Origin of the sequence: Kitasatospora sp. NPDC085464 (genome assembly GCF_044541955.1) — a bacterium.
In the GTDB taxonomy this organism is placed as follows: domain Bacteria; phylum Actinomycetota; class Actinomycetes; order Streptomycetales; family Streptomycetaceae; genus Kitasatospora.
This window is the reverse complement of record NZ_JBITTM010000041.1, coordinates 86,328-92,660: the sequence shown is the minus strand read 5'-3', so window position 1 is coordinate 92,660 and position 6,333 is coordinate 86,328. Positions and strand designations below refer to the sequence as shown.

Below are 6,333 nucleotides of genomic sequence, written 5' to 3'. Positions count from 1 at the left end.
CCTTCCGGAATTCGCCATCATATCGTGGAGAGATCTTTTCCGGAAGGCCTTTCCGATTCCGGTGCGGTCACGTTTTCGTCGGCGGGATTCCGCTCGGCCCGGCGCAGCGCCCCGGCGCTCAGGAGCAGGGCGAGGGCGAGGGCGGTGACCAGGCCGAAGGAGGCGGTCAGCGAGGTGGCCTGGGCGAGGGTGCCGATGACCGCGGGGGCGATCAGGCCGGAGGTGTAGGTGACGGTGGCGACGCCCGCGATGGCCTGGCTGGGGTTGCTGCCGATCCGGCCGGCGGCGGCGAAGGCGAGCGGGACGATGACGGCGATGCCGACGCCGATCAGCGCGAAGCCGGGGATGGCGAGGGCGGGGCGGTCGGCGGCGACCACCAGCAGGCCGCCGACGGTGGCGACGGCTCCGCCGATCCGGGTGGTCCGGACGGCGCCGAGGCGGCGGATCGCCGCGTCCCCGGCGAGGCGGCTGACGGCCATGGTGAGCGAGAAGGCGGTGTACGAGGCGGCGGCGACGGTGGCCGAGGCGCCGGTGACGTCCCGCAGGTAGACGCCGCTCCAGTCCATCGAGGCGCCCTCGGCGAAGACCGCGCAGAAGCCGACCAGCCCGATCACCAGCGAGCTGCGCGGCGGCAGCGCGAACCGCGGCGGTTCCTGGGCGTCCTCGTGCGCCCGTAGGTCGGGCAGGCCTCGGCAGACCGGCTGGGCGAGCGCGAGCAGGACCAGTGCGGTGACGGCCAGCTGCAGCCGGGCGTCGAGGGCGAGGTGGGCGGCGAGGATGCCGAAGCCGGAGGCCAGCAGGCCGCCGGCGCTCCACATGCCGTGCAGGCCGGACATGATCGAGCGGCCGAGGCGCTCCTCGATCTCCACGCCCTGCGCGTTCATCGCGACGTCCGCCATCCCGGCGGTGGCTCCGTACGCCAGCAGCGCCACGCACAGCAGCGGCAGGGAGGGGGCGAGCGCGGGCAGGGCGAGGGCCAGGCACCAGAGCGAGAGCAGGCCGCGCACCGCGGCCCGGCCGCCGTACCGGTGGACGAAGCGGCCGGCCAGCGGCATGGCGAGGGAGGAGCCGATGGCGGGCATGACCAGGGCCAGGCCGAGCTGTCCGGTGGACAGGTCCAGGCGGTCCTGGAGCCACGGGATGCGGGTGACGAAACTGCCGCTGACGGCGCCGTGCACGCCGAAGACCAGGGCGATGCTCGCCCGGGCCCGGCGCGGGGCGGTCAGCGGTCGCGGCGGTGGCGCGGTGGTGCGGTTCATCGGCGTTCCCTCCCGGTCGCGCGGTGCGGGGCGCGACGGTGCCCTGTGGGTGGCCTTGTCGGTAGTCAAGCGCAGGTGCGCGCAGGACGGGCCGCGCGGCGGAGGCGCGACCGGCCGGCGACGGTTCGATAAACTATCAGGAAGGGACCCTGATAGAAACACTCTGGAAGGATGAGCGGCCATGACCACCGCGCGTACGGCCACGCCGAGCACCGCCCGGGCGATCAACGACCGGCTGGCGCTCAACCTCCTGCTCGAACAGGGCCCCCTGACCGCGACCGAGCTGCGCGACCTCACCGGCCTGTCCCGGCCGACCGTCGCCGACCTGCTCGACCGCCTCCAACGCACCGGCCTGGTGGCCGTCGTCGGCGAACGCGGCGAACAGCGGCGCGGCCCCAACGCCCGGGTCTACGCACTCGTCGCCTCCCGCGCGCACATCGCCGCCTTCGACGTGCGCGCCGGCGGCGTCAGCCTGGTCGTCGCCGACCTCGCCGGGCAGGCCCTCGCCACCGCCGAGATCCCGGTCGAGGGCGCGGGCGGGCCCGGCACCGCCGCGGTGATCACCACGACCCTGCTGGAGACCGCGCGCGGCGCCGGCGTCGAGCGGCTGCACACCGTCGCGGTCGGCGCCCCCGGGCTGGTCGACCCCGCCACCGGGCGGCTGCAGAGCACCGGCAACCTCCCCGCCTGGCACGCCGAACTCCTCGCCGCACTGGAGCAACTGCCCGGCGCCGACGTGATCCTGGAGAACGAGGTCAACCTGGCCGGGCGGGCCGAGTACCGGGTCGGCGCCGCGCGCGACCGCGACACCTTCGTGCTGATGTGGCTCGGCCACAGCGTCGGCGCCGCCGTCATCCTGGACGGGCGGCTGCGCCGCGGCTTCTCCGGCGGCACCGGCGAGATCTGCTTCCTGCCCGTCCCCGGGACCGTCGGGCTGCCCAGCGCCGACAGCTGCGAGGGCGGCTTCCACGACCTGGTCGGCAGCGCGGCGATCTGCGACCTCGCCCGCGCGCACGGGCTGCCCGCCGCCCCGGCCGGGGACGCCGCCGCGGCCGAGGCCGTCGTCCGGGCGGCGGTCGCGCCCGGGGCCGGCGAGGCCGACGGGCGCTTCCTGGACGAGCTGGCCGAACGGATCGCCATCGGCACGGCGAGCGTCTGCGTGGTGCTCGACCCCGGCTGTGTGGTGCTCGGCGGGGAGATCGGCCGGGCCGGCGGCGCCGAACTCGCCGGCCGGGTGGAGCGGCGGCTCGCCCGGCTCTCGCCGCTCAGCACCGAGGTGCGGGCCGGCACGGCGGGCGGCGGCGCGGTGCTCGCCGGGGCGGTGCTGACCGCGGGGGACGCGGTGCGGCGGGACCTCTTCGGCGAGCCGTAGCGCCCGTGCCCGAACCCCCGTCGCCCCGCGGGCGAGGCGGCGGACGGGCGCCGGCCGCTCCGCGCACCCGACCCGGCGGCCCCGGCTTTCCCGCCGCCGCACCCGGTACGGCAGGATGGCGGCGGGGCCGCGCACCGCCGGAGACCCCGGTGCTCCGAAGCCCCCCGAAGTCCCCGAAGTCCTTCGAACCACCGTCAGGAGTCGCTCATGGGCCAGCCCGAGGCGCCGGCCAACCCGTACCGCATCGGAGAGGCCGCGGCGCTGCTCGGCGTCAGCGCCGACACCATGCGGCGCTGGGTGGACGCCGGGCGGCTCGCCGCCACGCGGGACGAGCACGGTCACCGGATCATCCCCGGCGCCGAGCTCGCCGCCTTCGCCCGCGAGCTGGCCCGGCCGGAGAACGCCGAGGCCGAGGGCCGCCCGTCCTCGGCCCGCAACCGCTTCCCGGGGATCGTCACCGACGTGCTGCTCGGCGACGTGGCCGCCCAGGTGGAGATCCAGGCCGGGCCGTTCCGGGTGGTGTCGCTGATCAGCCGGGAGTCGGCGGAGGAGCTGAACCTGGTCCCCGGCGCACCCGCCACGGCGGTCATCAAGTCCACCAACGTGATGATCGAACGGCGCTGACGCCGCACCGACGAGTCCCGGAACCGCAACGAGAGGCCCGGATGCCACACCTGCCGACCACCCCGAGCGCGAGCACCGATCGCCGCCCCCGGGTGCTGGCCGTCGCCCACCGCGGCGACCCCTACCGGTACCGCGAGAACACCCTGCCCTCCGTCGAGTCCGCGCTGGCCGCCGGCGCCGACGCCGTCGAGGTGGACGTCCAGCTCACCCGCGACCGGGTGCCCGTCCTGCTGCACGACCGCACCCTGGAACGGCTCTGGGGAGACTCCCGGTCGATCGACCGGGTCACCACCGAGCAGCTGGACGCTTTGCGGCAGGGCCCGCTCGCCGTCCCCACGCTCGTCGAGGCGATCAAGGCGGTGAGCGGCTTCGACGGCCGCCGGCTGCTCATCGACCTGGACGAGCCCGGCCCGGCCGCCGCGACCTGGTCGGTGGTCACCGAGCTCGGCGCCGAGCGGCTGGTCGCCTTCTGCGGCTCCGTCACCGCCATGCTCGCCGTGCGCGAACAGACCCCGGACGCCGAGATCGCGCTCACCTGGAAGCAGCCGCGGATGCCCGTCCGCACCCTGCTGGACGACCTGCGCCCGCGCTACCTCAACCCGCCGTTCGGCCTGGTCACCCCCGCGTTCACCGCCGCCGCCGCGGACGCCGGGCTCGCCGTCTCCACCTGGACCGCCGACCGGCGCCGCACCATGCGCCGACTGCGGGACACCGGGGTCGCCTCCATCACCACCAACCGGATCGACGTGCTGCGCTCGGTGCTGGACGGCCCCCGGTGAAGGAGCCGCAGCCGGTGCTCGGCACCCGGGCGCTCGGCCGGGCCCTGCTGGCCCGTCAGCACCTGCTCGCCCGCACCGACCTGACACCCCCCGCGATGGTCCACCACCTCGGCGGCCTCCAGGCCCAGGCGGCACCCCAGCCGCCCTACCTCGGGCTGCTCGCCCGGCTCGACGGCTTCACGCCCGAAGCGCTGAGCACCCTGCTGGAGGAACGGGCGGCGGTCCGGATCGCCCTCCAGCGCGGCACCATCCACCTCGTCACGGCCCAGGACTGCCTGACCCTGCGCCCCCTGCTCCAGCCCCTCCTGGACCAGCAGCTGCGCACCACCTACGGCAAACGGCTCACCGGGCTCGACCCGGCCGCGCTCGCCGCCGAGGCCCGGGAACTGGTCGAGGAACGGCCGCGGACCTTCCAGCAGCTGGGCGCGCTGCTCGCCGGGACCCGTCCGGACCGCGACCCGGCCGCGCTCGCCCAGGCGGCCCGCTGCCTGCTGCCGCTGGTCCAGGTGCCGCCGCGCGGCCTGTGGGGGCGCGGCGGCCCGGCCGCGCACACCACCGCGGAGGCCTGGCTCGGCCGCCCGCTCGACCCGGCGCCCACCCTCGACGACCTGGTCCTGCGCTACCTCGCCGCCTTCGGTCCGGCCACCGCGGCCGACGTGAAGAAGTGGTGCGGCCTCAGCGGGCTCACCCCGGTGCTGCGCAGGCTCGCGCCGCGGCTGCTGACCTTCCGGGACGAGCAGGGCCGGCTGCTGTACGACCTGCCGGAGGCGCCCCGGCCGGACGGGGACACCCCGGCGCCGGTGCGGCTGGTCGCGCCGTTCGACAACCTGCTGCTCTCGCACGCGGACCGCACCCGGGTGCTGCCCGAGGAGTACCGGGGGCGGGTCATGACGCAGAACGGGATCGTGCTGGGCACGCTGCTGGTGGACGGGCTGGTCGCCGGATCCTGGCGGCTGACGGACGGGGAGGGCGTCGTCGTGCAGCCCTTCACGGCGCTGCGGCGGGCCGACCGGCAGGCGGCGGAGGCCGAGGCGCAGCGGGTGCTGGACTTCGCCGGCGGGGGCGCCGGCGGGAGCGGGACCGTGCGGGTCGAGGCGGCGGAGTAGCCGGGGCGGGGGCGCAGAACGGGCGGACCGTCACATTCTCTGCTGAGATGGGTCGGTTCGGACTCGATGACGATCCCCGCGGAGGTGGCCGTGTCCGTGGAGCGCCCGCCCGGTCCGCAGCCCGACCGCCGCAGGCCGTACCAGATGCTGCCGCCCGCGCTGCGGCAGGCGGCGGCCTGGTCGGCGGCCGTCATCCTGCTGATCGCCGTCGCCTCGCTGGTGGTCTTCGCACTGGTCGAGCTGCGGGCCGCGACCGTGCCGTTCATCCTGGCGCTGCTCGGCGCCTCACTGCTCTACCCCGTGGTGCCCTGGCTGGTGCGACGGGGCGTCGGGCGGGGCCTGGCCGCCGGACTCACCTGCGCGGTGCTGGTCGTCGCCGCCGGCGGGGTGATCGCCCTGCTGGTCAACTCCCTGGTGCACAGCGCCCCGCAGATCGCCGAGGCACTGCCCACGGCCGGGCGGCGGCTGGAGCAGTGGCTGGGCCCGCTGGGGAAGAAGGTCCAGCACGCCCTGAGCAACGCCAAGGGCGAGACCAACTCACTGGTCTCGACCCTGACGAACAGCGTGCTGTCCGGCCTCGGCCTGCTCACCCAGCTGATCACCGACGGGGTGCTGGCGCTGGCCCTGGTCTTCTTCTTCCTCCGCGACGGCCACCGCACCGGCGAGGCCATCCGCTCCTACCTGCCCGGGCGCAGCGCCGACACCGTCATCGCCTGCGCCGAACGGGCCTTCGAGGCGATGGCCGGCTTCATGCGCGGCACCACGCTGATCGCCCTGATCGACTCGGCCTTCATCACCATCGGCCTGCTCGCCCTGGGCGTGCCCGGCGCGCCCGGCCTCGGCGCACTGGTCTTCATGGGCGCCTACATCCCCTTCGTCGGCGCCTTCCTGTCCGGCACCGTGGCCGTGCTGGTCGCCCTCGCCGACGGGGGCCTCGGCACGGCGCTCTGGGCGCTCGGCGTGGTCCTCACCGTCCAGATGATCGAGGGCAACATCCTGCAGCCGGTCATCCAGAGCCGGACGGTCGAGCTGCACCCGGCCACCATCATGGTCGCCGTGGTCGCCGGTTCGGGCATCGCGGGCATCATCGGCGCCCTGCTCGCCGTCCCGGTCTGCGCGGCGGCCACCGGCGTCGTCTCGGTCCTGCGCGGCCTCCCGGGGCGGGGTGCGTAATCGGCTTGCCGTGGCCGGCC

6 protein-coding genes are annotated in these 6,333 nt (G+C 75.8%); 5 read left to right on the top strand and 1 reads right to left on the bottom strand.

Going from position 1 to position 6,333, the window contains the following annotated elements; translation table 11 throughout:
• Positions 1-17: 17 nt before the first annotated feature.
• On the bottom strand, positions 18-1,259 hold the full coding sequence (locus ACIGG8_RS31620; RefSeq protein WP_396552114.1) for an MFS transporter: 1,242 nt from the start codon (positions 1,257-1,259) through the stop codon (positions 18-20).
• Between the two features lie 181 nt (positions 1,260-1,440).
• Here ACIGG8_RS31620 and ACIGG8_RS31615 point away from each other — a divergent pair, with 181 nt between their 5' ends.
• The 5 genes from ACIGG8_RS31615 (at position 1,441) to ACIGG8_RS31595 (ending at position 6,313) form a co-directional block, all read left to right on the top strand.
• Positions 1,441-2,631 (top strand): ROK family transcriptional regulator, encoded by a 1,191-nt coding sequence (locus ACIGG8_RS31615; RefSeq protein WP_396552113.1) that lies wholly within the window; start codon positions 1,441-1,443, stop codon positions 2,629-2,631.
• A 207-nt stretch (positions 2,632-2,838) separates the two neighbouring features.
• Positions 2,839-3,255 carry a TOBE domain-containing protein gene (locus ACIGG8_RS31610; protein WP_350525204.1) on the top strand — a complete coding sequence of 139 codons (417 nt, stop codon included), beginning with the start codon at positions 2,839-2,841 and terminating at the stop codon, positions 3,253-3,255.
• A 41-nt stretch (positions 3,256-3,296) separates the two neighbouring features.
• A complete protein-coding gene (locus tag ACIGG8_RS31605; RefSeq protein WP_396552112.1) occupies positions 3,297-4,034 on the top strand; it encodes a glycerophosphodiester phosphodiesterase in 738 nt (245 codons plus the stop codon).
• Positions 4,031-5,140, top strand: a complete 1,110-nt coding sequence (locus ACIGG8_RS31600) for a winged helix DNA-binding domain-containing protein (RefSeq protein ID WP_396552111.1) — start codon at positions 4,031-4,033, stop codon at positions 5,138-5,140. Before ACIGG8_RS31605 ends, ACIGG8_RS31600 begins: the two co-directional genes overlap by 4 nt.
• Before the next feature lie 66 nt (positions 5,141-5,206).
• On the top strand, positions 5,207-6,313 hold the full coding sequence (locus ACIGG8_RS31595) for an AI-2E family transporter (protein WP_396552110.1): 1,107 nt from the start codon (positions 5,207-5,209) through the stop codon (positions 6,311-6,313).
• Positions 6,314-6,333 lie beyond the last annotated feature (20 nt).

Coding starts and splice junctions, on each gene's coding strand:
- ACIGG8_RS31620 (WP_396552114.1), bottom strand. CDS start 1,259: ATGAACCGCACCACCGCGCCACCGCCGCGACCGCTGACCGCCCCGCGC.
- ACIGG8_RS31615 (WP_396552113.1), top strand. CDS start 1,441: ATGACCACCGCGCGTACGGCCACGCCGAGCACCGCCCGGGCGATCAAC.
- ACIGG8_RS31610 (WP_350525204.1), top strand. CDS start 2,839: ATGGGCCAGCCCGAGGCGCCGGCCAACCCGTACCGCATCGGAGAGGCC.
- ACIGG8_RS31605 (WP_396552112.1), top strand. CDS start 3,297: ATGCCACACCTGCCGACCACCCCGAGCGCGAGCACCGATCGCCGCCCC.
- ACIGG8_RS31595 (WP_396552110.1), top strand. CDS start 5,207: ATGACGATCCCCGCGGAGGTGGCCGTGTCCGTGGAGCGCCCGCCCGGT.